Consider the following 24,432-nt stretch of genomic DNA (forward strand, 5'->3'; position numbering starts at 1 on the left):
GCGATGAGCGGCGTCGCCGGAATTCTGCTGAGGCAGGAAGGCAGGCAGGCCGCCGCGGCCGACATCCAGCGCATGCTTGCCCGCATGCAGCATCGCGCGCCTGACGGCAGTTCGTGGTGGATCGACGAGGGCGTCGTTCTTGGCCACGCCTGGCTCAACACCACCGATGAAGCCGGCCCCGGCCCGCTGACCATGGCCGGCGGCAAGCTCGCAATCACCGCGGATTGCCGGCTGGACAACCGCGACGAACTCTTGGCCAGGCTCGGCATCCGGGACAATTCGGTTGCCGACGCCGTGCTTGTGATGAGCGCCTATCTGCGCTGGGGCGAAGCCTGCCCCGAGCATCTGCAAGGCGACTTCGCCTTTGCCATCTGGGATGGCGAGCGCCGGCAGCTGTTTTGCGTGCGCGACCATTTCGGCGTCAAACCGTTCTACTATCATTCGAGCGACCGGCGCTTCGTCTTTGCCTCGGAGATCGGGCCGATCCTCGATGCCGGCGGCGTCGACATGCGCATCAGCGAACACCAGATTTCGGGATTCCTGGCCGGGCTGCCCGACGATCCGCAGTCGACAGCCTATGCCGATATCTTCCGCCTGCCGGCGCGCCACAGTCTGACAGTGACCGGCAACCAGGTGGTGCTGCGCCGCTACTGGCAGATCGAACCCTCGCCAAGGCCGATGCGATCGGACACGGCCGAGGAATTCCGGCATCTGTTCTCGCAATCGGTCCGCAACCGCATGCGCGGCACGCCTGCGGTCGGTGCTATGCTGAGCGGAGGCCTCGATTCCTCCTCGATCGCCTGCGTGGCGGGCCTGCAGAATGCCGCCCAGCAAAGATCGAGGCTGCCGACCTTCTCGCTGGTGTTCGAAAAGGGCTCGCCGATGGATGAGCGTCCGTTCATCGAGGCGGTGCTGGGCCAGCAGAAGGTCGACGGCACTTTGATTTCGGTCGGCAATTATGCCCCCTTCGCCGAATTCGACCGCATCCTGGAGGAGCAGGAAGAAACGTTTCTTGCGCCCGGCCTGTCGCTGACCCGCGACATCTACAGGACCGCCGGCGGCAAGGGCATGAAGGTTCTGCTCGACGGCCATGGAGGCGACGAGGTGGTTTCGCAGGGCCACGGCCATCTGCACGAACTCGCCTATGCCGGCAAATGGATGGAGCTGTGGCGCGAGCTGCGCAGCGCCTCCAACACCTATGGCGATGGCATGCTCGGCCTCTACTACCAGTTCCTTACCCTTTACGGGCCGGCCTGGCGCATCGCGAGAATCAAGCGGTTCGCGAACCGCGTGCTTGGCAAATTGCGGCGCCATCCCACTGGGCGGCCGGCGACGAGCTGGCGCGCCCTGATCAATCCGGACCTGGCGATGCGTACCGACCTCGTCGAACGGTTCCGCAGGGCCGGCTATATGCCGCCCGCGGTCAGCGCCAGCGAGACCTTGACCCATCGCTGGCTGCTGTCGAACGGCATGGTGCCGCACGCCTTCGAGGTACTCGACAAGGCGGCGGCGAATTTCGGCGTCGAGCCGCGCTACCCCTTCTGGGACAAGCCTCTGGTCGAGTTCTGCCTGGCACTGCCCGGCGCGGAAAAGCTGAACCAGGGCTTTGGCCGCTCGGTGTTGCGCCGTGCCATGGAAGGAATTTTGCCCCCGGCGGTGCAGTGGCGGCGCGACAAGATCGATTTCACCTCCAATTTGGTCAAAGGCATGCTGGGCAACCACCGCGATCTCCTGGACAAGGTGCTGGTGAAAGATGCGGCGCGGATTGCCCCTTACGTCAACCTGCCTGAGGTGACCGCCGCCTATGGCCGCATTTCCAGCCAACCCGAGGCCGCGACCTTGCCCGATGTCCAATATGTATGGCGTTCGATTTCGCTATCGTTGTGGCTGCGGCAGGTGCAACAGCGCGGGAGCCACTGATGATGCCGGCCAACATGCCTCTTGCCGCTGATGACCGCCATGCAATTGCTGCTCGCGCACAGCACTTGTACAAAGCCTATGGGCTGACGATCGCTTCGCAGGTCGAACTGCCTGAGCTAGAGCCGAGCGAACCAGCTTGCGTCGATGTGCTGATCACGGTCGGCCCGATCGACCTGCCAAAACCCTCGCCCGAGACCGGAACCGCTTTCCGTTTCGAGCCGCGGCAGCAATATTTGGCATGGCAGACGGTCGGCGCCTTCCTGATCACCGATGCCTGCCGGATCGAGGTGGAGCCGGCGCCCGATGTCGACGATGCGCTGCTGGCGTTTCCGCTGCTCGGTCCGGTCATGGCACTGCTCCTGCACCAGCGCGGCCTGCTCATCCTGCACGCCAGCGCCATTGCGGTCGGCGGCAAGAGCGCTGTCTTCATGGGCGACAAGGGCGCCGGGAAATCGACGACCGCGAGCGCGATGATCCGCGCCGGGCATCGATTGCTGACCGACGATGTCGTGGCGCTCGATCTCACGGACCGGCCGATGATCGTTCCGGGTTTTCCGCAGCTGAAACTCGCCGCCGATGCGGCCGCCGCGTTTCCCATCCGCCAGGCAGAGATACGCCCGCAGGTGCATGCGGCGATCGACAAGATGCAGCATCGCCTGCACGCCGGATTTGCGGCAGACGCGGTGCCGGCGACCCGGATCTATATCCTCGAGCGCAGCGACAAAGCAGCGATCACGCCGCTGCCAGGCATCGGCGCCCTGCCGGCCATCATCAAATTTTCCTATGTGACGCGTTTCGGCCGTCCAGCCCTGGTCGGCGATTTTGCCACGACACATCTTCGCCAATGCGCGGCCCTGGCCAGCCAGATCGGCGTCTGTCGCCTCGAAGTGCCCACCGGGCTCGACCGTATCGGCGAAGCCGTCGCCCTGATCGAAAACGATCTGGCGGCCGACAAAGGGCCGCGGTGACTGACATGTCCGCATCGCAGATCCTGCGCTTTTCGTTTTACCGCGATGTCGCCGGCTTCGGCGCCGCCATGGCCCGGATCGGCGGGCGCAGGACCTTCACGGCATTGCTGTTCCTGATCCTGGGAAGCCTGACCGAAGGCATCTCGATCCTGCTTCTGGTGCCGCTGCTGCATCTGGTCGGGCGACCCGAGCAGAATTTCGCGGTCAGGTTGCCTGACCGCGACTGGGTGCGCTGGCTGGCTCCGGACGGAACGCTGCAATTGACCACGGTGCTTTGCCTGCTGGTCGGGCTTGTCGCGCTGCAGGCAGCGTTCAACCGCTATAAATCCGTCTACATGGCGCGGCTGCTGCTCGACTTCATCAATCGCCTGCGCATGAACCTGTTCGAGAGCATCGGCAAGGCGCGGTGGGGGATATTCGCGCGCATGCGCAGCTCCGATCTCGACCATGCGCTGACCGGCGATATCGACCGCGTGCAGTCGGCGGCGTTCTCCCTGCTGATGCTGGTGCAGATCGCCGTGCTTCTGGCGGGTTATCTCGTTGTCTCGCTGTTCATTTCGACAGTGATGACGGCGTTTGCCATTGTCGTCGGCATCGTCACCTTCCTGGCGCTGCAGCCGTTTCGGGCACGAGCCAGCGCCTTCGGCCGGGTTTTGACCAGCAATCGCCAGGAGCAGTACCGAACGGTCTCGGAGTTCCTCGGCGGCATCAAGGTGGCCAAGAGCCTGAATGTCGAGGCGACCTATTACGCGCAGCTTCGCGCGACACTGGAGAAGATGAAGGCCGACAACATCAACTATGTGCGCAACAGCACCATCGGCACCGCTCTGTTCCAGGTCGCCAGCGTCATTGGTCTGAGCCTGTTCATCTATGTCGCTTTGGTGCGCTTCAACCTCTCGCTGGCCGAGATCGTTGTCCTGCTTCTGGTGTTCATGCGCATTGCGCCGCGCTTCATGGACATGCAGATGCAGGCGCAGCAGGTGCTGATCAATCTGCCGGCCTATGCCTCGATGCGCGACATGCAGGCGCGTTTCGATGCCGAGCGCGAGCCGGCAAACCTCGAATCGGATGCCAAGCTGTCGCTCGATGTCGGGCTCAACATACGCAATGTCTCCTTTGCCTATGAGGCGGGCGGCAAGCCGGTGGTGAGCGATGTCACCTTTGGCCTACCCGCCGGCAAGGTAACGGCGCTGATCGGTCCGTCAGGATCGGGCAAGAGCACGCTTGCCGACATGCTGCTTGGCCTGCTCGAACCGAGCGAGGGCAAAATCCTGGCCGATGGCGTCGAGATCGGCGCCGCCAACCGCCGGCGCTGGCGCGACCAGGTGGCGTATGTGCCGCAAGACGTGTTCCTGCTGCACGATACGATCGCCGCCAATCTGCGCCTTGCCGCGCCGCAAGCCAGTGACGCGGAGCTGTGGACTGCACTGCGCGCTGCGCATGGCGCCGACTTCGTCGAGCGGCTGGAGTTGCGGCTCGACACGGTGGTCGGCGACCGCGGCGTCCGGCTCTCGGGCGGCGAACGCCAGCGCATCGCGCTGGCGCGCGCGCTGCTGCGCAAACCTTCGCTGCTCATTCTCGACGAGGCGACCAGCGCGCTCGACTGGCAGAACCAGTCCCTGATCGCCAAATCGATCGACGGCTTGCGCGGATCGATGACGATCCTGACCATTGCGCACAGGCCATCGATGATCGCCTTCGCCGACTGGGTGGTTGCAGTCGAAAACGGACGAATCGTCGAAGTCGGGCAATATCAGAGGTTGAAAGCGAAGGCCGGCAGCCGCCTGTCGAAAATGCTTTCAGGCGAGCAATCGGAACCCGAGCCGGCCGAAGCAGGCTGAGTCCGGCTGCAAGATGATCCGAGGCCGACCTTGCGGCTTCAGACTGTTCAATGCACGCTGCGCCTCGCCGAGAGCTTCTCGCCTTCAACCGCCTTGTCGGCGCCGAGGCTTCTTTCGGCGTCGCGAGCCCTGTCGGCCGATGTCGGCGCGCTCCTGGCGATCATAACATACACCAGCAGGAAATAACCGACTTGGATGAGGACAGCGCAGCCGATGACGCGAAGCACCGTTGTGGTGACCGTCGCGCCGTCGACATAGGACCACGCGACCACGATCGCGAGGGCGAAAACCATTCCAATGACGAATTTTGGTAATGACATGTTCGGCGGCCCGTCAACCGGCCCGAGCATGCAAAAGCGATGACTTACCCACCCGAGTATCTCCCCATTCGCCATGCGAGCTTATTTAGCTGCTCTTTTTCGGCCGGTTGCTTCCGGCCTTCCCAACCCATCCAGACTCTATCAGGAATAATTTGCGACTCTATTAAGGCGCGAAACTGACGGCAAGGGCAACCTGCAATAATTTTCGGCTTGGCGGCGGCTTGGACTCCGCCATGCTGCGATGCACACGCAGGGGTGGTGACCTAACTCGTCATGCGCTTTATACTACAGTAGAATCTACAACGTTGATTAGTATTTTACTTGATTAATTTAGCAAAGCCAGTGATTCGAAAATCAGTTAAAGCCGTTCCCTCTGCGGCAAAGGACGATTTGCCCAAAACCCGCCGAAAAAATGCATTACATTTCCTACGGTTGCTAATTATTCGTCACAAACCCGCCATAAAGGGCAAAATTTGGGCAAGGAGGGTTTATTATTTGGTCAATTCCTGACGTGACTATTTCAGCCATATGGGAAATTGTGTGTTGCGCTGCAGCATTTTTTTGGTATCGTGGCATAAACCATCCGTTCAACGTATGGAGCTTTTGCATGAGGGACGTTGCCAAGTCGGCCAATGCGGCATTTTCGCATGTCGGCGTAGATTTTCCGCCACCCATCGGCGGGCTGCTGAAGCGCAGTTTCGATATTTTCGGTTCACTTGTCGGCCTGGTGGCGCTTAGCCCGCTGTTCCTGATGGTGGCCCTTCTGGTCAAGCTTTCCGACGGCGGCTCGATCTTCTACGGCCACAAGCGCATCGGACGCGGTGGGCGGATTTTCCCCTGCCTCAAGTTCCGCACCATGGTCGAAGACGGCGAACGTGTGCTGGCCGCCTATCTCGCGGCCAATCCGGAAGCCAACGCCGAATGGATCGCGACCCGCAAGCTGAAGAACGATCCGCGCGTCACCCGCGTCGGCGCCGTTCTGCGCAAGCTCAGCCTCGACGAGCTGCCGCAGATCATCAACATCCTGCAGGGCGACATGAGCCTTGTCGGGCCTCGCCCGGTGGTGCGCGACGAGCTTGAGATCTACGGCAGCGCCGCGGTCTATTATTTGAAGTCGCGGCCGGGCCTGACCGGGCTCTGGCAGGTCAGCGGACGCAACGATGTCTCCTATGACAGTCGCGTCGCGTTCGACCGTCACTATGTCGAGAACTGGTCGCTGTTCGAAGACGTTCGCATCATCCTCAAGACCGTGCCTGCGGTGTGGATGTCGCGCGGTTCCTACTGACCGACCGCAACTGGTCAGCAATCGGGCCGGTACGGCCCGAAGCCAATCCGGTCCAAAGCTATTCGGCGATGGGCCGGTCTCGCATTGCAGCCATAGTATTCTGCCAGGTTCCGAAGGAGGCACTCGGCAGCAGGCCTATCGGGCGGATGGGGCCAAAACGGATCGGAAACGTTCAGTTGAAAACAGACATATCAGCGTATTTTCGCCTTGCCGGCCCGATGCGGCCGGCACGGCTCGTCGCCACGTGCCTCGCTCTGTCGCTCGCGGTTCCGGCCATGGCCGACGAGTACCGGCTCGGCTCGCAGGACAAGCTCAACATCCGCGTCGCCGAGTGGCAGACGGTGGAAGGCACGTTCCGTGACTGGTCGGCGGTAAACGGCGAATATTCGGTCGGTCCAGCCGGCAATTTGTCGGTGCCGTTCGTCGGCGAACTGCCGGCCGCCGGCAAGACCACGTCGGAGGTTGCGACCGCGATCAGCGTCGCCCTGCAGCGCAAGCTTGCCTTGTCGGACAAGCCGGAAGCCTCGGTGGAAATGGTGCAGTTCCGGCCGTTCTACATCTCGGGCGAGATCCAGACGCCTGGCCAGTTTCCCTATGTGCCGGAGCTGACCGTGCTCAAGGCGATCAGCATCGCCGGCGGCATCCGGCGCAACGCCGATTTCGGCACCCAGCTCGGCAAGGATCTGATCACCGCCAAGGGCAATTTCGACATTTATGACGACCAGCGCGTGCGGTTGATCGTCAAGCGTGCCCGCATCGATGCCGATCTCGCCGGCAAGGAGAGTTTCGAGGCGCCTAAGGAAGTCGAGGGCGACCCGCGCCTGGCGACAATCGTCGCCGACGAAATGCAGATCCTGATCTCCGACCAGAAAGCGTTGAAGCTGAAGCTGCAGGCGCTTGACGATCTGAAAGGGGTCCTGCAGTCCGAAATCGAGGCGCTGCAGAAAAAGATCGTCAACCAGCAAAAGCAGGTCGACCTGGCGCAGCAGCAGGCGGACAGTATCGGTCCGCTGGCGCAAAAGGGCTTGGTCGCCAACGCACGCCTGCTTTCCTCGCAACAGTCGGTCACCGATCTGCAGGGCAAGATCCTGGACTATGAGACGGCGATCCTCACCGCCAAGCAGTCGGTCAGCAAGGCGACGCAGGATGCCATCGATGCCCAGAACACGTTGAACTCGAGACTTGCCGCCGACCGGCAGCAGGTCGAAGCAGACCTCAACGAAGCCGCACTCAGGGTCAACATGCAACAGGGCCTGATGGCCCAGGCATCGGACCCGGCCACGACCGCCGCCATCACAAACCACAATGAAGAGCCGGCGCTCATCTATTCGCTGGTGCGCGTGACGGACGGCAAGACCAGCGAGATCGACGCCAAGGAAGATACGCCGGTGCTGCCGGGCGACGTCATCAAGGTGAAGCTGGCGCCGACGGCCAGCCAGTAACCTGTTTGTTTGGAGCAATTCCGGACGGAAAACCGTTTCCCACTTTTCCCGGAATTGCTCTAGCGCTCGGGCTCGCTCGGCGAGGCCCGCGCGATGGAGGCGGGAGGAACCAGTTCGGCTCGTTCGCGCCAGGGTGCGGGCGGGAACTTCCGTTTTTCGACCGCTTGAAGGCATTCCATGCAGCCCGCCGCACCGCGCCACGTCTACCTCAATCTCGATGCCATCCGCGGCGTCGCGGCGATCAGCGTCATGCTCTACCACTTCTCGCCGTTCCTGGCCGCCGGCAAGGTGCTGCCGTCGAGCTATTTGGCCGTCGACCTGTTCTTCCTGCTCAGCGGCTTCGTCATCGCGCATGCCTATGACCGCAAGATCGAAAACGGCATGGGCGTCGGCACCTTCGTGGCGATCCGCCTGATACGCCTCTACCCGCTCTACCTCGCCGGCACGCTGCTCGGTTTCTTCTATCTCGTCGTCAAGAACCGGCTGATTCCGGCGGAATACATGCCGATCTCCGAGATCGGCACCATGCTGACGACCGGCATGTTCTTCATCCCGCTGGTCAGCGATGCCTATCACACGATCTTTCCGCTCAACCCCGCGTCGTGGTCGCTGTTCTTCGAGCTGATCGTCAACATAGCCTATGTCGCCGTCTTCTTCCTGCTGACGAAACGCGTGCTGAGCACGCTCATCGCCGTCAGTCTGGTGTTGCTGGTGGTCGTCTCTATCATTGCCGGCACCCTCGACTTCGGCATGACCGGATCGACTATCATCAGCGGCCTGCCACGCGTCTGTTTCTCGTTCTTCCTGGGCGTGCTGCTTTGCCGGTCCATGACACGCTATCAAAGCGGGCTCGGCTTTCTGCGGCGCGGCTGGTGGATAGAGGCCGCGATCGCACTGACGCTCGTTGTCTTTGCCATCGCGCCGGTCGGCGGCGCGCGCGTCGCCTACGATCTCGCCTGCGTCGTCTTTGTTTTCCCGGCGCTGGTGGTGGTCGGCACTATTGCGCCGACGGCGCCGCGCCTGTCAGGCCTCTATGGCTGGCTGGGGCGGATTTCCTACCCAATCTACATCATCCACACGCCGCTGCTGATGATCATCGCCGGGGCGGGCAAGGCCGCAGCGATCGACCCGTTCGCGCATCATCCCTGGTTCGGCATCGTCATGGCGGTTTCCGTCATCGTCATCGCCGACATCGCCACGCGCCTCTATGACGAGCCGTTGCGCCGCTTCCTGCAGCGGCTGATGCTGCGCAAGCGCGCCGTCGCCTGAGATAAGCAAGTCAGACGCGCGCCGGCATGCGGCCGTTGGCGGTGTTCTCGTCCGGCACCGGAACATAGGCCCGCCTTGCCCTGGCGAGCGGCACCGGGCGCAGCTTGAACAGGCCGTAATAGACGATGAACGAGGCCATGAAATAGGGGCCGAGGATCTCGACCTCGAAGAAGGAGCGGATCAGCATCATGCCGACCGCGCCGGCGAGCACCACTGAATCGGCGCTCCAGTCACCGAACACCACCTTCGAAACATGGCCCCAGAAGGAGCGCAGGATGATCAGCGCCAGCATCGTCACGCCGATGAAGCCGAGCTCGACCAGCGTCTCGATATAGGTGTTGTGGAAATGGAAGCCGGTGCGGGTGGAGATGTAGAACTCGGCCCAGAGCCGTTCCGGATCGGCAAAACCCTGGATCCAGTAGGCGGCATAGCCATAACCGAGCACCGGACGCTGCTGCGCGGCGGCCCAGCCCTGTTCCCAGAGATAGGTGCGGCCGGTCAGCGTCGAATCCTTGCCGAAGATGCCGAGCACGACATCGAGCAGGCCAAGGTTCAGCGCAGCCATCACACCGCCGACCAGCGCGGTAGCGCCGACGACGAACAGCACGCGGCGGTAGCGGCGTGACAGAACCTTGCTCATCGCAAGCAAGGCAACGACACCGATCACCGCCGGAAGCGAAGCGACCGACGTCGCCGAGTGGGCGATCGCCAGCATATAGACCGACAGCAGGATGATCGGCGCGGTCCAGACGAAGCTCATCCAGTTGCGCCGGTAGAAGGCCAGAAAAGCGAAGCAGAAGAAGATGCCGAGCGAGGCGAAGAAGCCGATCTGGTTCTTGGAGCCGAAGGCGCCGACGAAATTGGTGGTGCCGTCGATAGTGTCGAGCGCATAGGCGCCAACCTTCAGCGAATACAGCAGCACGATGAAGATGCCGATCAGCGAGCCCAGCACCAGCGTGCGCGTGCTGATGGTGCGCGCCGCGATGTAGGCGCACAGCATGTGGGAGAAATATTGCAGCCCCGCCCGCGCGCTGGTGCCGGCCGCTTGCGACCAGAACAGCGACAGGCAGACATAGGCCGCAAACAGCAGCGGCAGCCAGGCGCTGGAGAGATCGCGGGCGAAACGCCGGTAATCGACGAACAGCAGCGGCAGCCATACCAGATAGTAGGCGAGGATCAGGATCTGGCCGAAATTGGTGGAGTAGGCGAAGGCAAAGACCGACACCGCAACGGCGAAGGCGGCATAGGCCTTGTTGTTGTCCGGATCGATCAGAATGGATTTCGGGATCTTCATATCCGTACCGGATTTCTCATGCTGCCGCCTTTCGGCTGGGCTGAAGCGCCCATGGTCGGCTTTTCTGCGTCATGCGCGATCGCCGGAACCTGCCCTTGCCGGACCCCGATCAGCGGGCATCCATTGTGCAGTGCACAATATAACCTCGATCGCCTGTCACTCAATGGTAAATTTGCCGCGAGGGGTAAAGTTGCTGCAGGCAGGGCCAAAACGACCATGCAACCGACAAATGGCGTTAATGCGGCTCGCTTGTTCGAAAATTCAAACTGTGGCCGCTACCACAGCGCTCCGCCGGTGACCTGGATGTTTTCCATGGTGATGCCCTTGGCCAGATCCGAGCACAGGAACACGGCTAGAGCCGCGATTTCCTGCGGCTGCAGCATGCGCTGCTGGGGATTGCCCTTGGCGATCTCGGCCATCGCTTCCTCGGCGGTTCTGCCCTTGCCCTCACGCTCGACGACCTGCGCCACGTTGCGGCGCATCAGTTCGGTCTCGACCCAGGTCGGGCTGATCATGACGCAAGTGACACCGTGCGCGGCGCCTTCCAGCGCTACACAGCGGGTAAGGCCGAGCAGCCCGGCCTTCGAGGCGCAGTAGGCCGGGTTGTCCTTCCAGCCGACGGAAGCCGCCGTCGAGCCGATGTTGACGATACGGCCCCAGCCGCGCTCGATCATGCCGGGCAGCACAGCTCGGGTGACGCGGAACGCTCCGCTGAGATTGGTGTCGACGATCTTGTCCCACAGCGCGTCGGAATGGCCGCAGACCGGCTGTTCGGCGGTGGTGCCCGCGGCATTGACCAGTATGTCGGCCGGGCCGATGGCGGCCTGCACGTCGGCTGCAAACCGGTTGGTCACCTCGCTGTCGCGGACATCGAGATGGGCGGCACAAACCTTGGTGCCGTGTGCCGACAGGGCCAACCGCACGCCCTCGAGTTCATCGGCGCCGGGATAGTAGGCGGCGTCGGATCTGTCGGCGCTGGCGGGCGCGATGTAGGAGCCGACGGCGACATTGGCGCCGGCTTGCGCCAGGGCCGTAGCAATGGCGAAACCCATGCCGGAAAACCCGCCGGTGACGATGGCGCTGCGGCCGGAAAGGTCTGTCATGGTGGGCAGTCTCCGATGCGACGTACGATGCGTTTATTCATAGTCCGTCGCCGGCTAGGAGCGCTACCTTGCCGGCAACGCGGCCGTAACATCGAGTTTCGCTAAAGCGGTTTGCCCAGCCACTCGCGGTAGAAGCCTTCGAGATCTGGCTCGAAATCATGGACGATCGGGTAGCCCGGCGCCGCCGCTTCCACTTCGTGCATGGTGCCGCATTGTGGACAGATGAATTCGCGAATTTCCATCCATTGCGGATCGGGGATATCGCTGTTGGGATAGATCTCGCGCAGCGCTTCCTCGGTGTTTCGCACGTTGATCGCAGCCTTGAGCTTCCAGTTCTTGCGGTAGTCGCCGAAGGAGTGGCCGCATTCGCAGCGGGTGATCCGTTCATCGCCGCTTTGGCAGATGAAGAGGTGATCCGAGACCGGCAGCAGGATCGGGTCCTTCCATGCGACACGGTCCTGATAGACGGCGAGCATCTTGAAGAAGCGGTCGTCGTCCTTGTAGGCGCTCATGATGCGCTTTGTCTGCGGCCAGGGCAGCTTGCCGGCTGAGAGATCGCCGAGGACTTCCTTGCTGTATGAGGTCATGGCTTTGCTCCCGGCATGAAGATCGATCTGGCGTCGACAGTCCAGAAATCACTGAAATCCCTGGTGAAGCGCGACGATAGCTTGATCGCGCTGGCATACATTTTCTTCACCTCGGGCGCGAAGTCGGCCTTCTCGACACGGCCGCGTTCGGCAGCGATCCAGTCCGAAACCGGGATCGCCTTGGCCAGACGCTCTCTGCGCATGGCGGCACGACGTTCGACGGTGGCGTCGATATCGGCAACCGGATAACCCTCGGCGTCGTCCTTCAGCACGATGCCGAAAATCTGGATCGCCGCCTGGCGGGTGAGAAAACCGTTCTCGACATCCCAGGCGGTCTTGACCGGATCGCGCTCCAGCACGTCGCCGTAGCCGCCGCCACCATTGTAGGAATGGCTGAAGATGTCCCCCGACTTGTGCGGCGAGGTGATGTAGGGGCCTTCGACCACGGCATGGTCGCCGCCGATGTTCTTCTCGTAGTCGGAGACATGCGGATCGATACCTGGGGCATGCGCGAGCGGTTCGCCTTTTGCCGCCAGTTCGTGGATGTTGGAGTTGCGCACCGCGCGATGCTTCTGGCAGGTCGGCGCGGGATAACCGCCGCACATGCCGCCATTGTCGAATACCCGCGAGGAGTGTTCCGAGGTGTGCAGTCGCAGGTGCGAGGTCTTGTTGATCAGCCAGGTCGAGACGAAGGAACAGCCGCCGCGATATTTGCCGGCCCCGCCCGAATTGGGCATGATCGAGCGGCCGATATAGACCATCGGCATCGACTGTTCCCAGACCTCAATGTTGCCCATGTCGGATTCCGGATTCCAGCCGACATAGGCGGTGTCGAGGCCATCGGCGATGGCGAGCGCGCCGGAGCCGGCGGCGGCGCATTCGAAATGCGCCATGCCGAACGGCGTGCCGTACTGGCTTTCGCCGCCCATCTCGATCATCGGGCTGTTGACCTGGCCGACGAAGGCTTCCTCGACGAAGCCGCGCGCGACGAAGCCGCGCGACAAAAGGCGCTGGAACACGCCATAGGCCGGCAGCAGCAGCGCCCAGGATGTGGCGGTCGCCACCATCTCATTGTCGGGATTGGTCCAGGTGCCGTGCGGCAGCTTCAGCTCGGTCGCCATCCAGGCGCCGTCATTGACCAGGCCCTCGAAATTCATGTGCTGGGTCAAGGTGACGAACATGCCGCCATCCATGCCGGCCGGCGTGCAGTTCATCGAATGGTAGCCCCAGGGCTGCGTGCCCTCGAAGTCCATGGTGATCTTGCCGTCGGTGGTGATCTCCATCTCGATCGGGATGTTGTAGAGCCAGTCGGGATCGCCAAGCAGCTGGAAGCCGGGCTTGCCCGTCGTGACATGGCCATAGAAGGTGTGGCCGCGATAGATGCCGGGCACGGTGAGCTGGCGGGTGCGGGCGAGCTGGGCACGACGACCCTCCTCAATGAACTCCTTCGATACCTTCATCCAGTAGTCGAGGCCGATCTCCGAGATCAGCTGCTTGACGCTTTCGCGCATGTCGATGCAGGAGGCGACCTTGGCCTTCTCGTCGAGCACCCAGTAGATCGGCATGCGTAGATTGCGCTCGCAGCGGATGACGTAGTCGCGGCGGATCTCGTCATTCTCGCCGATCTTCTCGGCGCAGACGAACAGGCCTTCGGTGAAGCGCTCCTGCGCCAGGCAGACGTCGCCGCCGGGCGTGATGCCGCCGGCTTCGAGCTCGTGGCAGACCGCACCGGCCCAGCCGACCAGCGTGCCTTCATGGAAGATCGGCACCACGTCCATGACGTCGGGCACCTGCACTGTGCCGATGAAGGCATCGTTGTTGGCAAAGATGTCGCCTTCGCGGATCTTCGGGTTTTCCTCGTAATTGTTCTCGATCATCCATTTGATGAAGCGGCTCATCGTGTGGACGTGGACCATGATGCCGTTGGACAGCGCGATCGCATCGCCCTCGGGCGTATAGATCGCCACCACCATTTCGCCGACTTCGCGCACGCCGGGCGAGGCCGAGATGCGGCGGGCCATTTCGCGGGCCGAGACGCAATAGGCACGCAGCTTGGTGTGCAGCGTCTCGAATTTCAGCGGGTCCTGGTTGCGTAGCGTGAGCTCGGTGATGCCGTCATAGCAGCCGGTCTCTTCCATCAGCCGTTCTGAATCGAGCAGCCGTTCGCGAAGGCGCAGGGCCGAGGCAGGTCTGTCCAACATGGCGGTGCCCTTTCAAGAATGGGTGTAATGCAGCAGCGTCCACTCATCGACGTGGACACGGTCCTGCGGATGAACAACGAGCGTGGTGGCGGGATGTTCGATGATGGCCGGACCGATCACCTCATGACCGGGCTGCAGTAGGTCCATCTCGTAGAGATTGGCCTTGTGCCAGCGTCCCCCGATATAGGCCTCGCGCACGCCCTTGTGCGCTGCTGCCGGGGCCGACTTGCCGAGCGGGCGCTTCAAGAGCACCGGCTTGACCTTGTCGGCGGTGGCGATCAATCCGAGCTCGGTGATGGTGAAGCCGGCTTCGCCATAGCGCGAAACGCGATGGTTGACCTTGGCGTAGACCGCCTCGAACTCGTCGATGACCCTACGCATGTCGTCAGCCGAATTGACCTCGGCAAGCGGTGCCATGACCTCGACATCCTCGAGCTGGCCGGTGTAGCGCATCATCAGGAACGGCACGGTCTTGATCTTGTCTCTGATATGGCCGTCGCTGATCATCTCGTTGACCGCCGCCTTGGTGAGATCATTCCAGACGTCGGTGACCTTCTTGCCGAAAGCGAGCAGCTCGTTATCGCTTGCGCGGGCGCCGATGTCGTGCTGCGTCGACACCGAATGCCGACGCATGAAATCGGCGGTGGTGCAGCCGAAGGCCGAGAAGGCGGCGGCAAACTGGAAGGTGATGATGTCCTTGAAGCCGATGCCCCTGGAGCAGCCGGCCAGATGCAGCGGACCCGAGCCGCCATAGGACAGCAGCGTGAATTCCGAGGGATGGATGCCCTGGCCGGAAATGACCCGGCGCAGCGCGTTGTTGGCATCGGCTTCCAGCATGTCGATCATGCCTTCGGCAGCCTCCTCGACCCCGACGCCAAGGATGCTGGAGCATTTTTCCTCAAACGCTTTGCGCGCCTTCTCGACCTGCAAGACGACCTTGCCGCCGAGGAAATAATACGGGTTGAGGCGGCCTAGTATGGCGTCGCAATCGGCGATGGTGGGTTCAGTGCCGCCCTTGGCGAAGCAGATGGGGCCGGGGTCGGAACCGGCGCTTTCCGGCCCGAGCGAGACTTTCTTGGTCAGCGGGTCGACCTTGAGGATCATGCCGGCGCCGGCGCCGATCGTGTCGAGATGCAACGTCGGCACGTTGAGCTTGAAACGGTCCATCAGCGGCTCGTTCTCGATCCGCGTCTGGCCGGGCGAAATGACGCCCATGTCGAAGGAGGTGCCGCCCATGTCCGAGCAGATCAGGGAGTCGTTGCCGATGAGCTTGCCGACATAGGCCGCGCCGAGAATACCGCCGATCGGGCCCGAAATCATGGTTTCGTGCAGGCGCGGATGATTGATCGAGGTCAGGCCGCCAAAGGAGAGCAAAGTCTGCACGCCGTATTTGAAGCCGTATTTCTTCGAGACGTCCTCGATACCCCTAAGCTGCTTGCGGCCGCGCGACGTCGCGTAGGCCTCGATCAGCACCGAGTTCAGCCGCGACTGTTCGCGAATGACCGGGCGGACTTCGTGGCTGGTGTAGACGAGAATGTCGGCGCCGGCCTTCTGCACTTCCTCGCGGCAGATCTCGGCGATGCGCTTCTCGTGCACCGGATTGACGTGCGAGAAGATGGTCATGATGCAGATCGCCTCGACCTTGTCGGCGATCAGCTTCCTGGCTGCAGTCGCGACCTCATGCTCGTAGAGCGGCAGCACGATGTCGCCGAACTGGTCGATGCGCTCGGTGACGCCATGGGTGCGACGGCGCGGCACCAGCGGATCGGGATGATGGTGGGTCACCGCATGCAGCCGGTCGGCATAGGAATAGTCGGCCCAGGCCTGCAGGCCGCGGCCCATCAGGATCATGTCTTCCAGACCCTTGGTGGTGATCAGGCCGAGTCGGCGGCCGGTGCGCGACAGCAGCGTGTTGAGCATGCCAGTGCCGGAATAGAGCACGACGTTGACGCCGGAAAAGAGCTGCTCCAGCGAGATGCCCCAGGCATCGGCCGCATCCTCGGCCGAGGCCAGGAAACCCTCGGCCTCGTTCTTCGGCGTGGTTGCCGACTTGCCGATCTTGAAGTGGCCGTCCTGGTCGACAAGGATCGTGTCGGTCATGGTGCCGCCGGCGTCGATGCCGATGACGATTGGATTGCCGACGATGGGGCTGGTGAGGTTGGGTTGGGTCACGGTCGCCTCAGGATTGCTCTAGGATGGCTCAAGCTAGATTCCTTGGGCGGCCTTGCGCCATATGCCAAAAGACACAATGACTGCCGGACCGGGATCGCCGAGAAAAGGGCATGCGCATGGGCAATATCTGGGGGCCGCTCGCCAGGGCGATTGCCGCCACCGGTACGGACAGGCATGTCGACTGCCTGATTGACCTGATCGGCGCCGATATCGAGCACGATCTCGTCACCGTGACCCGATATTCGGCGACGCAGACGCCGGAATTCATCAAGCACCGGCGCTTCTCCGACGAGATGGTCCGGCGCTATCTCGACAATTACTACGTCTTCGACCCGTTCTATGCCTCGTGGCGGCGTGAGCAGAGGCTGGGCATCCTGCCGCTGAAGCGGCTTGCCGATGACGAGGCCAAGCGCGGCCAGTACATAGCGGGCTTCCTGGCGCAGTCGGAAATCTGCGACGAGGTCGGCATCATGCTGGCCGATGGCGGCGACTGGTGCCTCGGCATCTTCCTCGACCGCTCGACCTCCACCTTCAAGGAGAGCGAGATCGCCCTGCTGGACGAGCGGCTGCCGGTGTTCGAGGCCTTGCATGCGCTCGACATCAAGGCGCGCGGCACCGAGTTCTCCCGCACATCGGCGCCGACCGGCCCCGGCGCCTCGCCCCGGCAGGAGCCGACCATCCCGGCGAGCCTGTGGCCGGAGCTGTCGCTGCGCGAGCGGGAATTGGTGCAGTTGATCCTGGCGGGACATCCGACCGCCAACATCGCGGAACGGCTCGGCATCGCCGTCGGCACGGTGAAGAACCACCGCCGCCGCATCTACGAGAAGCTCGACATCACCACCGAACGGGAGCTGTTTTTGCAGTTCTTCCAGCATCGGGCAGACGGTTAGTCCGCCATCGATATGGCCGTCAGTCGTGCAATTGCCTGGAAATCGGCGGGCCGACAGTAAAGCCGGAGAATGTTACCTCAAACCCTTCGCGCTGCGGCGAGCAGCACATCATGCCGACATCGACGGATTTGGAGATCGGGAAACAAGCCAGCCGCACCGGCTTCCACTTGCCGTCGATGGTATCAAGATACTGGACGCGGATCGCCTCGGCGTGACGGGTCAGCCGGATGCGGACGCCGTCGGGATCGTTGGGAATGCTGAGCAGCGACCAATCGGAGGTGTCGTTGGTGACGACGACAGAGAAATACGCCAGCCCGTCGGTATATTCGATGCCGGCCTTGATCCAGTGCGTTTCGCTCAGCCGCAGCATCAGCCCGGCCTGGTCATAGAGCACCTTGTAGTCGCCCTTGACGGTGACTTCGGCGCTGAAGTCGCCCTCGACCGACCGGTAGAGGAAATGGCCATTGTCACGCCAGAAACCGTAGAAGGTTTCGCGCCAGAAGTCGGTTTCCTTGCCGGTGCGCACATGCACCGTAGTGTCACCGACAACATGATGCGGCGGCGGGTTGAGCCAGGTCAGTTCCTCTTTCGCCGAAGTCACCTATACACCCGCCGATCAGCCGGCAAAGGTATAGGCTGTCTTCACCGTTGTGTAGAACTCCGCGGCGTAGCGGCCCTGCTCGCGTGGGCCGTAGCTCGAGCCCTTGCGGCCGCCGAATGGAACGTGAAAATCGACGCCTGCCGTCGGCAGATTGACCATCACCATGCCGGCTTCGGAGTTGCGCCGGAAATGCGTGGCATGCTTGAGGCTCGAGGTGCAGATGCCGGACGTCAGGCCGAAGGGCGTGTCGTTGGCAACCGCCAGCGCCTCGTCATAATCCTTGACACGGATGACATTGGCGACCGGCCCGAAGATTTCTTCGCGCGAAATGCGCATGGCGTTGGTGCTCTGGGTGAACAGTGCCGGCCTGAGGTAGAAGCCGGGCGTTTCGCGATCGAGCCGCTCGCCGCCGAAGGCGAGGTTGGCGCCTTCCTGGCTGCCGATGGCGATATAGTCCTCGTCCTGCTTCAGCTGGCTCGCATCGACGACGGGCCCGATCTGGGTCTTGGCATCAAGCGCATCGCCGATGACGAGTTTTTCCAGGCGCTCCTTGAGCACGGCAACGAAGCGGTCATGAATGCCTTCGGTCACCACCAGGCGCGACGAGGCCGTGCAGCGCTGGCCAGTCGAGAAATAGGCGCCGTTGATGGCGCACTCGACCGCCGTGGCGAGGTCGGCGTCGTCGAGCACGACCATCGGATTCTTGCCGCCCATTTCGAGCTGGAACTTGCGCATGTGCTCGACGCTTGCCGCGGCCACGCGTTTGCCGGTGCCGACCGAGCCGGTGAAGGTGATGGCGTTGAGGTCGGGGCTGTCGAGCATGGCCTGGCCGACCACCGAGCCCTTGCCCATGACCAAATTGAGCACGCCTTTCGGCAGGCCGGCGCGGTGCAGGATGTCGACAATGGTCCAGGCGCTCTCCGGCACCAATTCGGCCGGCTTGAAGACGATGGTGTTGCCGTGGGCCAACGCCGGCGCGATCTTCCAGGTGGGGATGGCGATCGGGAAATTCCACGGGGTGATGATGCCGACGACGCCAACGGCTTCGCGGGTGATCTCGACGCCGACGCCGGGCCGAACGCTGGGTACCAGTTCGCCCGACAGGCGCAGCGTCTCGCCGGCGAAGAAATCGAAGATCTGGGCGGCGCGGATGGTCTCGCCAATGCCTTCGGCCAGCGTCTTGCCCTCTTCGCGCGACAGCGCGCGGCCGATCTCTTCCTTGCGCGCCATGATCTCGTCCGACGCCTTTTTCAGCACGGCATGGCGAACCAGCGGCGCCGAACGCGACCAGGCCGGGAAAGCAGCCTTGGCCGCCGCGATGGCCTGCTTGGCCTGTTCGGCACCGGCCGAGGCATATTCGCCAACGACATCGCCGGTATCGGACGGGTTGATGTTGCGCGAGCCGGCTTCGCCCACCCACTCGCCATCGATCAGATTTTTACGAAACAGGGTCATGTCGCGGTTTCCTTGTATTGGTTCGCTGGGGGTGCCGTATGCCTGAATCATTTATCAGACAAATGACGACACTGTGAGGCCTGACGTCTAGCTGCGGACTGGATAGCCGATGGCGCGCTGCTGTGAAAGCCGCGACCTCAAAACGGACGATATGAAGCAGGCCGCTGTCAGCTCGGAAAAGTCCAGAACAGGCAAGCCAGCGTTGCCGCGGCGAAGATGACGAAGAACAGGCTTCTGAGCAGGATGTTACGGCGCAGCTCGTTCATGGTGAAATGACAGCCGACGATTGCCGCGGCAAACAGAAAGCGCCAGTTGAGCAGCGCCCATAACACACTGCTCTGGCCGAAGGCCCAGCGGGCGACGAGGCAGCCGACAATGGTCGCGAACAAGGCGATCACCGCCCAGAACAGCGCGTCCGCCGCATGGGTGAGCACGATGCCGGCGGCGCGGATCGGCAGGATCATCATCAGCATGGCGCTGAAGAAATAGACGGCGGCGAGCGGCAGGAACGAGCCAGCATCGGCGATGCCGTCCAGCCGCCGGACCCCGATCGCGCCATAGGGATAGCCGTGCCGGGCAACCGCCAGGCTGAGCGCCATGAGCAATGCGGTGAACACCGCGACCAGTGCGAATGTGGAGAGAGCCTTGCTCATGCCGTTCCTTGTTCTGATGCCCGATCCGGGCCGAATCACAAGGAGCGATTTTAGCGCACGGTCCTGAATTGCGCGTCAGCTTTGGTGAGCGCCGATCTTCACCGGTCGCTGTTTTCGAAGGCGCCCATGCCTTGCGCGATCAGATTAGTGGCCATGACCAGCGAGACGATGGCCGCCGAGTTGAAGATCACCACCCACCATTTGCCGCCGGTCAGGAAGCCGTAGCCGTCGGCAACGGCCAGCCCCCAATCGGCGGAAGGCGGCTGGATGCCGAGGCCGAGGAAGCTCAGCGTCGCGATCGAGAAGAAGGCGTACCCAAGCCTTGTGACCAGTTCGATGAGGATGGTTTCCCTGACATTGGGCAGGATCTCGAGGAACATGATGGCAAGAGCGCTCTCGCCGCCGAGACGGGCGGCGCTGACATAGTCGCGGTCGCGCTGTTCGCGCACGGCGGCGCGCACCGTTCGCGCCACCAGCGGCGCATAGGCGATGGCGATCACCAGGATGACGGTGAGGTTGGACGGCCCGAGCGCGACCAGCGTCATGGTGACGAGCACGATGAAGGGAAAAGCCATCAGCGTGTCGAGCAGCCTGGCGCCGATGGCGTCGATCAGCCCGTCGAAATAGCCGAGCACGAGGCCAAGCACGCTGCCGGCGGCAACGCCGAGCAGTGTTGCTGCCGGCGCGACCAGCAGGATGTCACGCGAGCCGACGACGATGCGCGACAGCACGTCACGACCGAGCTGGTCGGTGCCGAACCAGTGCGCCGCGTCGGGCGGCGCCAGCATGACGAGGAAATCCTCGGCATAGGGATCGTAGGGCACAAACAGGCTGCCAAACACGGCACAGCCGACCCAGAACAGCAGGAGCAGCGAGCCGATGATGACCGAGGGCGGCAGCTGCGAAACAGTCTCGCGGATGCGACTTGCTGCCCGCCAGCCCAGCGTACGGCGCTCCGGCAATTCCATCAGTTCCATCATGGCGAGACACGGCGGCGCTGCCGCGGATCGAGCAAGGCATTCACGAGATCGCCTGCCGCGGCCGACAGCACGAAGATGGTCGCCATGACCAGCACGCCGGCTTCGAGCATCGGGAAGTCACGCGACTTGGCGGCGTTGAGCACCAGATTGCCGAGACCCTGTATGCCGAACAGCGCTTCGATGACCACCAGCCCGCCAAGCATGTAACCGGTCTGCGTCGCGAGCACGGCGATGGTCGGCGTCAGCGCATTGCGCAGCACGTGCCGGATGAGGATTTCGCGACGCTCGAGGCCTTTCAGGACGGCGGTGCGCGTATAGTCGGCGGCCAGCGCCTCGATCACGCCGGCCCGCGTCATGCGGGCGATGTAGCCGGCAAGGTTCAGCACCAGCGGCAGCGCCGGCAGGATCAGGTAATAGCCACTGACCCAGAGCCCGGCGCCATCGGGAGCAGCGCCCGTGATCGGGAACCAGTTCAGCCACAGGCCGAAGACGATGAGCAACAGCAGGCCGGAGACGAAGTCCGGGACAATGCCGAAGGACACGCCGGCGAGTACGATCAGGCGGTCGATAAAGCGGCCCTGGTTGAGACCGGCGACGATGCCGGCGCCGATGCCCAGCGGCAGCAGAAAGACGAGGATAATTCCGGCAAGGGCCGCCGAGCGCTTGAGGCTTTCCAGAACGAAGGGCGCCACCGGCAGACGCAGCGACAGGGAGGTGCCGAAGTCGCCTGACAGCACGCTGCTGAACCAGTGCCAGTATTGCACGAGCACCGGCTGGTCGGCGCCGAGCTGCCTGTTCAGCGCCGCGACGGCCTCGGCATCGGCGAACGGCCCGAGCATGAGGCGACCGACATCGCCGGGCAGAACCTGCCCGGCGAAGAACACCAGCATGCTGACCAGCCACAGCGTGAGCAGAAGCGAGGCTGCCCGCACCGACACAGTGCGGCCGGTCAGCATCGGATTTTAGTGCCCGGAGTGGCTGGACGTCTCGCAATCATGCCTGGGCGAACGTCACGCGGTCGAGCAGCAGATGCGAGATCGCCGTGAAGCGGACGCCCTCGACCTTCGACGAGACGATGCGGCTGTATTGCGAGAAGTAGCTGATGATCAGCGGCGTCTCGTCCAGCAGCAAGGTCTGGATCTTGCCCGCGGCAAGGCGTTGCGCCTGAAGGTCGCGGGCCTTGCCATATTCGAGCAGCAGCCCGTCATAGGCCGGGTTGTTGAAATGCGCCGCATTCCAGGCGCCCGAACTCTTCAGCGTCGCGTTGAGGAAGATGTCGGGCGTGCCGCGATGTCCGAAATCGGTAATGCCGAGATTGGAATCGAGCCATGGCGACGAGCCGAACTTCGCCGAGCCATAATAGGCGTCCTGCGGCAGCACGTTGAGCTTGATGTCGATGCCGGCCTTCTTGGCAAAATTCTGGATCAGCACGGCATAATCGGGAATGTCATAGGCGCGCTCGGTGGTCAGCGTCACCGGGAAGCCGTTCGGCACGCCGGCTTCGCCAAGCAGGCGCTTGGCCTCGGCGATGTCCTGCTTGCGCTGCGGCACCGACGGATCGGCCGAGGGGAAGATCGGCGCGAACGGGGTGTCGTTGCCGACAATGGCGCGGCCCTTGAGCAAGCCCTTGACCACCGCCTCGCGGTCGATGGTGAGCGCCAAGGCGCGGCGGATGCGCTTGTCGGTGAACGGCGCCTGGTCGGTCCTCAGATGCACCTCGTCATGCGAACTTGCCTGCACGCTGAGCAGCTTGAAGTTGGGATTGCCCTCGATCGCCAATTCCAGCCGGGTCGTGCTCGGGATGACGTCGAGCTGGCCGGCCTGCAGCGCCAGCACCTGCGCCTGCTCGTCGTCGAAGAACTTGATCTCGACGCGGTCGGGCAGCGCCTTGTCGCCCCAATAGTCTGGGTTGCGCACGAAGCTGGCGCCCTGCTTGGGGCGGAAGGATTCGAGCTTGAACGGGCCGGTGCCGTTGAAATTCTTCTCGAAATCGCCGGCATAGTCGGCCGGCAGTATTACGGCGTTGTAGACGTCGGAGGAGACATAGAAGGGGAAGTTGCTGTTGGGCCCGTCGAGATCGAAGGCGACTGTCTGGTCGTCGACGACCTTGGCGCCGCCCTTGGACAGGATGCCCTTATAGGCAGACAAAGCGGACGAACCGCTGGCCGGATCGACCAGCCGCTCGAAGCTCGCCACCACATCCTTGGCGGTGACGGTGCGGCCGTCGTGGAATTTCACGCCCGGCCGCAATTTGAAGGTCCAGCGGCTGGCGGTCTCGTCGGCCTCCCACGACAGAGCGAGCTTGGGCTGCAGACCGTCCTTGGGATCGTCGAGGATGAGATATTCGCCGACCTGGCTGATGACGCCGATGCTGGCCGGATCGGTGATGGAGACGGGATCGATCGCCTTGGTCGGCTGTCCGAGCCCAACGCGGACCGTGCCGCCGGCGCCGGCAGCGCGCGCCGTGCCGAAACCAGCAGGTCCCTGCGAGGCGGCAAAGCCGGTGAGGCCGATCAAGGCTGCGTATTTCAGCAGATCGCGGCGCTTGAGGAAGCCGGCCTGGTGCTCATCGACGGCGACGTTCCAGATGTCGCCGGACAGATTGTGAAGCGTATCGATGTGGTTGCGTTTGGTCATTCTGAAACCCCTGTCTGAAATGACTGTTGAATGGCTTAAGCGACTGGTTCGCCGTCGAGATGGATGCGGTCGACGGCTTGCGGGTAAAAGGCGATGAGGCCCCTGATCTTGGGCATTTCGGCAATGGGATCGCGGTAGCTCCAGGCGACATCGGGGCTCACCGAGCCGTCGGCGCGCCGGCCCGACCAGTAGGAGGCGATGCCCTTGTAGGGACAGCGCGTCGTGCTGTCCGAGTCGACCAGACGGTCGAGCCTGACATCGTCCGGATGCAAATAGAAACGCGTCGGCAGATGCGTTTCGAACAGCAGCACCGGGCGATGGCTGTCGGCGATCACTTCGCCGTCGAACCAGATCTGGACATGGCTTGAACTCTGCAGAGCGTCGATGCGGGCGTATGGGTCGCGGGCGTGGACGAAGACTTCTTCCTCCTCCTCGAACCATTGGTCGACCGCTTTCCAGGTGAAGGCGATGCGGCCGGCCAGTGGCGACAGGCTTTCATCCTGCGGCGCGACAAACGACCAGGCCGCATTGGGAGAAGCTTTCGATCCCGTCTCCAGGTCCCAATAGGTGGTTTCGCCGCCGACTGGATGCGGCTGGCGACGCTCGGACGGCTTCAAGAGCGAGCGGTCCACCGAGGAGGCCGGGAAGAAATAGATCGGCAGAAAATGGTTGGAGCGCAGCACCAGGACGTTGCGGCTGTCGGCGATGGTGCGGCCGGCGAATTTGACCCGAATGCGCTTGGGGCTGTGCAGAACATTGATGAGCTGCGGAGCCGTGGCTTCGCGGGGCTGAAGTTTTGGCGCTCCGGTCATAT

At 62.9% G+C, this 24,432-nt stretch carries 20 protein-coding genes; 7 read left to right on the forward strand and 13 right to left on the reverse strand.

All coding sequences use genetic code 11. From position 1 onward, the window contains the following. Nucleotides 1-3: 3 nt before the first annotated feature. Genes NLY43_RS15885 through NLY43_RS15895 form a run of 3 tightly spaced genes read left to right on the forward strand, consistent with a single transcriptional unit; the run spans nt 4 to nt 4,729 of the window. A complete protein-coding gene (locus NLY43_RS15885; protein ID WP_023711263.1) occupies nt 4-1,920 on the forward strand; it encodes a lasso peptide isopeptide bond-forming cyclase in 1,917 nt (638 codons plus the stop codon). Further along, nucleotides 1,920-2,888 (forward strand): phosphoenolpyruvate carboxykinase (ATP), encoded by a 969-nt coding sequence (locus NLY43_RS15890; protein ID WP_023711264.1) that lies wholly within the window; start codon nt 1,920-1,922, stop codon nt 2,886-2,888. The genes NLY43_RS15885 and NLY43_RS15890 overlap by 1 nt, the downstream gene beginning before the upstream one ends. A 5-nt stretch (nt 2,889-2,893) precedes the next feature. Beyond that, nucleotides 2,894-4,729: an ABC transporter ATP-binding protein gene (locus NLY43_RS15895; protein ID WP_023711265.1), complete on the forward strand. Its 1,836-nt coding sequence runs from the start codon at nt 2,894-2,896 to the stop codon at nt 4,727-4,729. 47 nt (nt 4,730-4,776) lie between these two features. Here NLY43_RS15895 and NLY43_RS15900 read toward each other — a convergent pair whose 3' ends face one another. Then, entirely contained in the window at nt 4,777-5,049 is a 273-nt protein-coding gene (locus NLY43_RS15900) for an exopolysaccharide production repressor protein (protein WP_023711266.1), read from the reverse strand. Nucleotides 5,050-5,656: 607 nt separating this feature from the next. Here NLY43_RS15900 and NLY43_RS15905 point away from each other — a divergent pair. The 3 genes from NLY43_RS15905 (at nt 5,657) to NLY43_RS15915 (ending at nt 9,045) form a co-directional block, all read left to right on the forward strand. Then, nucleotides 5,657-6,334, forward strand: a complete 678-nt coding sequence (locus NLY43_RS15905; RefSeq protein ID WP_023668816.1) for a sugar transferase — start codon at nt 5,657-5,659, stop codon at nt 6,332-6,334. Nucleotides 6,335-6,552: 218 nt separating this feature from the next. After that, nucleotides 6,553-7,776 (forward strand): polysaccharide biosynthesis/export family protein, encoded by a 1,224-nt coding sequence (locus NLY43_RS15910; protein ID WP_032894632.1) that lies wholly within the window; start codon nt 6,553-6,555, stop codon nt 7,774-7,776. A gap of 177 nt (nt 7,777-7,953) precedes the next feature. Beyond that, a complete protein-coding gene (locus NLY43_RS15915) occupies nt 7,954-9,045 on the forward strand; it encodes an acyltransferase family protein (RefSeq protein ID WP_023711268.1) in 1,092 nt (363 codons plus the stop codon). A gap of 10 nt (nt 9,046-9,055) precedes the next feature. On the opposite strand, the gene NLY43_RS15920 is transcribed toward NLY43_RS15915, so the two are convergent. The 5 genes from NLY43_RS15920 to NLY43_RS15940 form a co-directional block, all read right to left on the reverse strand. Then, nucleotides 9,056-10,339, reverse strand: a complete 1,284-nt coding sequence (locus NLY43_RS15920) for an O-antigen ligase family protein (protein ID WP_023689977.1) — start codon at nt 10,337-10,339, stop codon at nt 9,056-9,058. 275 nt (nt 10,340-10,614) lie between these two features. Then, nucleotides 10,615-11,442 carry an SDR family NAD(P)-dependent oxidoreductase gene (locus NLY43_RS15925; RefSeq protein ID WP_023711269.1) on the reverse strand — a complete coding sequence of 276 codons (828 nt, stop codon included), beginning with the start codon at nt 11,440-11,442 and terminating at the stop codon, nt 10,615-10,617. Nucleotides 11,443-11,543: 101 nt separating this feature from the next. Beyond that, entirely contained in the window at nt 11,544-12,029 is a 486-nt protein-coding gene (locus NLY43_RS15930; RefSeq protein WP_023668821.1) for an acetone carboxylase subunit gamma, read from the reverse strand. Beyond that, nucleotides 12,026-14,230, reverse strand: coding sequence for a hydantoinase B/oxoprolinase family protein (locus NLY43_RS15935; protein WP_023711270.1), 2,205 nt, complete (start codon nt 14,228-14,230; stop codon nt 12,026-12,028). Before NLY43_RS15935 ends, NLY43_RS15930 begins: the two co-directional genes overlap by 4 nt. A 12-nt stretch (nt 14,231-14,242) precedes the next feature. Further along, nucleotides 14,243-16,402, reverse strand: coding sequence for a hydantoinase/oxoprolinase family protein (locus NLY43_RS15940; protein WP_023711271.1), 2,160 nt, complete (start codon nt 16,400-16,402; stop codon nt 14,243-14,245). Nucleotides 16,403-16,512: 110 nt separating this feature from the next. Between NLY43_RS15940 and NLY43_RS15945 the strand changes: the two genes are divergently transcribed. After that, nucleotides 16,513-17,292, forward strand: a complete 780-nt coding sequence (locus tag NLY43_RS15945; protein ID WP_023684245.1) for a helix-turn-helix transcriptional regulator — start codon at nt 16,513-16,515, stop codon at nt 17,290-17,292. Between the two features lie 19 nt (nt 17,293-17,311). Here the strand turns inward: NLY43_RS15945 and NLY43_RS15950 are convergent, their stop codons facing one another. The 7 genes from NLY43_RS15950 to NLY43_RS15980 form a co-directional block, all read right to left on the reverse strand. Further along, nucleotides 17,312-17,893, reverse strand: a complete 582-nt coding sequence (locus tag NLY43_RS15950) for a DUF1349 domain-containing protein (protein WP_023711272.1) — start codon at nt 17,891-17,893, stop codon at nt 17,312-17,314. A 15-nt stretch (nt 17,894-17,908) separates the two neighbouring features. Further along, nucleotides 17,909-19,348 (reverse strand): aldehyde dehydrogenase family protein, encoded by a 1,440-nt coding sequence (locus NLY43_RS15955; RefSeq protein WP_023711273.1) that lies wholly within the window; start codon nt 19,346-19,348, stop codon nt 17,909-17,911. Between the two features lie 167 nt (nt 19,349-19,515). After that, nucleotides 19,516-20,001 (reverse strand): hypothetical protein, encoded by a 486-nt coding sequence (locus NLY43_RS15960; RefSeq protein ID WP_023668827.1) that lies wholly within the window; start codon nt 19,999-20,001, stop codon nt 19,516-19,518. 98 nt (nt 20,002-20,099) lie between these two features. Next, nucleotides 20,100-20,981, reverse strand: a complete 882-nt coding sequence (locus NLY43_RS15965; protein WP_023711274.1) for an ABC transporter permease — start codon at nt 20,979-20,981, stop codon at nt 20,100-20,102. Continuing rightward, a complete protein-coding gene (locus tag NLY43_RS15970) occupies nt 20,978-21,937 on the reverse strand; it encodes an ABC transporter permease (RefSeq protein WP_023689971.1) in 960 nt (319 codons plus the stop codon). Before NLY43_RS15970 ends, NLY43_RS15965 begins: the two co-directional genes overlap by 4 nt. 37 nt (nt 21,938-21,974) lie before the next feature. Beyond that, nucleotides 21,975-23,618: an ABC transporter substrate-binding protein gene (locus tag NLY43_RS15975; protein WP_023711276.1), complete on the reverse strand. Its 1,644-nt coding sequence runs from the start codon at nt 23,616-23,618 to the stop codon at nt 21,975-21,977. Between the two features lie 35 nt (nt 23,619-23,653). Beyond that, nucleotides 23,654-24,430 (reverse strand): DUF427 domain-containing protein, encoded by a 777-nt coding sequence (locus NLY43_RS15980; protein ID WP_023702355.1) that lies wholly within the window; start codon nt 24,428-24,430, stop codon nt 23,654-23,656. Nucleotides 24,431-24,432 lie beyond the last annotated feature (2 nt).

The sequence above is a fragment of the Mesorhizobium sp. C416B genome (genome assembly GCF_030323165.1).
In the GTDB taxonomy this organism is placed as follows: Bacteria; Pseudomonadota; Alphaproteobacteria; order Rhizobiales; family Rhizobiaceae; genus Mesorhizobium.

What these genes read in the sequence shown, in the direction of transcription:
- NLY43_RS15885 (WP_023711263.1), top strand. Translation starts at nt 4, where the DNA reads ATGAGCGGCGTCGCCGGAATTCTGCTGAGGCAGGAAGGCAGGCAGGCC.
- NLY43_RS15895 (WP_023711265.1), top strand. Translation starts at nt 2,894, where the DNA reads ATGTCCGCATCGCAGATCCTGCGCTTTTCGTTTTACCGCGATGTCGCC.
- NLY43_RS15945 (WP_023684245.1), top strand. Translation starts at nt 16,513, where the DNA reads ATGCGCATGGGCAATATCTGGGGGCCGCTCGCCAGGGCGATTGCCGCC.
- NLY43_RS15910 (WP_032894632.1), top strand. Translation starts at nt 6,553, where the DNA reads ATGCGGCCGGCACGGCTCGTCGCCACGTGCCTCGCTCTGTCGCTCGCG.
- NLY43_RS15915 (WP_023711268.1), top strand. Translation starts at nt 7,954, where the DNA reads ATGCAGCCCGCCGCACCGCGCCACGTCTACCTCAATCTCGATGCCATC.
- NLY43_RS15955 (WP_023711273.1), bottom strand. Translation starts at nt 19,348, where the DNA reads ATGACCCTGTTTCGTAAAAATCTGATCGATGGCGAGTGGGTGGGCGAA.
- NLY43_RS15900 (WP_023711266.1), bottom strand. Translation starts at nt 5,049, where the DNA reads ATGTCATTACCAAAATTCGTCATTGGAATGGTTTTCGCCCTCGCGATC.
- NLY43_RS15965 (WP_023711274.1), bottom strand. Translation starts at nt 20,981, where the DNA reads ATGATGGAACTGATGGAATTGCCGGAGCGCCGTACGCTGGGCTGGCGG.
- NLY43_RS15890 (WP_023711264.1), top strand. Translation starts at nt 1,920, where the DNA reads ATGATGCCGGCCAACATGCCTCTTGCCGCTGATGACCGCCATGCAATT.
- NLY43_RS15960 (WP_023668827.1), bottom strand. Translation starts at nt 20,001, where the DNA reads ATGAGCAAGGCTCTCTCCACATTCGCACTGGTCGCGGTGTTCACCGCA.
- NLY43_RS15980 (WP_023702355.1), bottom strand. Translation starts at nt 24,430, where the DNA reads ATGACCGGAGCGCCAAAACTTCAGCCCCGCGAAGCCACGGCTCCGCAG.
- NLY43_RS15905 (WP_023668816.1), top strand. Translation starts at nt 5,657, where the DNA reads ATGAGGGACGTTGCCAAGTCGGCCAATGCGGCATTTTCGCATGTCGGC.
- NLY43_RS15920 (WP_023689977.1), bottom strand. Translation starts at nt 10,339, where the DNA reads ATGAAGATCCCGAAATCCATTCTGATCGATCCGGACAACAACAAGGCC.
- NLY43_RS15970 (WP_023689971.1), bottom strand. Translation starts at nt 21,937, where the DNA reads ATGCTGACCGGCCGCACTGTGTCGGTGCGGGCAGCCTCGCTTCTGCTC.
- NLY43_RS15930 (WP_023668821.1), bottom strand. Translation starts at nt 12,029, where the DNA reads ATGACCTCATACAGCAAGGAAGTCCTCGGCGATCTCTCAGCCGGCAAG.
- NLY43_RS15925 (WP_023711269.1), bottom strand. Translation starts at nt 11,442, where the DNA reads ATGACAGACCTTTCCGGCCGCAGCGCCATCGTCACCGGCGGGTTTTCC.
- NLY43_RS15935 (WP_023711270.1), bottom strand. Translation starts at nt 14,230, where the DNA reads ATGTTGGACAGACCTGCCTCGGCCCTGCGCCTTCGCGAACGGCTGCTC.
- NLY43_RS15975 (WP_023711276.1), bottom strand. Translation starts at nt 23,618, where the DNA reads ATGACCAAACGCAACCACATCGATACGCTTCACAATCTGTCCGGCGAC.